Genomic DNA, 450 nt, shown 5'->3' on the forward strand with positions numbered 1-450 from the left:
CTCCGACATCGTGGTCTGGCTGGCCGGCGATGCGTCGTCATTGGTCACCGCCGCTCAGATCCCGGCAGACAAGGGGTATCTGAAGATCTGAGCGGCGGCGCCGGCCTACAGCCGCGAGTGGGCCGAGATGCTGGTATCGGTGGTGCGCAGCGGACGGATCAGCGCGTCCTGGCTGAACGACGCGATGAGTTCACCCGCTTCGGTGTGCACGGCGCCGCGCACATACGACATGCCCGAGCCGACCTGGGTGCTCTCGTGGCTGTAGAGCAGCCAGCCGTCCCAGCGGACCGGCTCGTGGAAGCTGACGGTGACGGTCATCGGCGCGGTCGAGACGGTCAGATGAGCCTGGGCGGTGCCGATTCCCTCGTGGGCCCGCATGGTCGTCGAAATACCCAGGTGCCCGGTGAAGTACGCGATCAGCGCTTTGGCCAGGTCGTCGCGGGCCGGGAC

General features: G+C 67.6%; 1 pseudogene. It reads right to left on the bottom strand.

The window, feature by feature from the left end:
• Window positions 1–105: 105 nt before the first annotated feature.
• Window positions 106–450: pseudogene (locus tag RNB18_RS52045) on the bottom strand (acyl-CoA thioesterase domain-containing protein); the annotation flags it as partial.

This window comes from Streptomyces doebereineriae, assembly GCF_031845645.1.
Lineage (GTDB): Bacteria > Actinomycetota > Actinomycetes > Streptomycetales > Streptomycetaceae > Streptomyces > Streptomyces canus.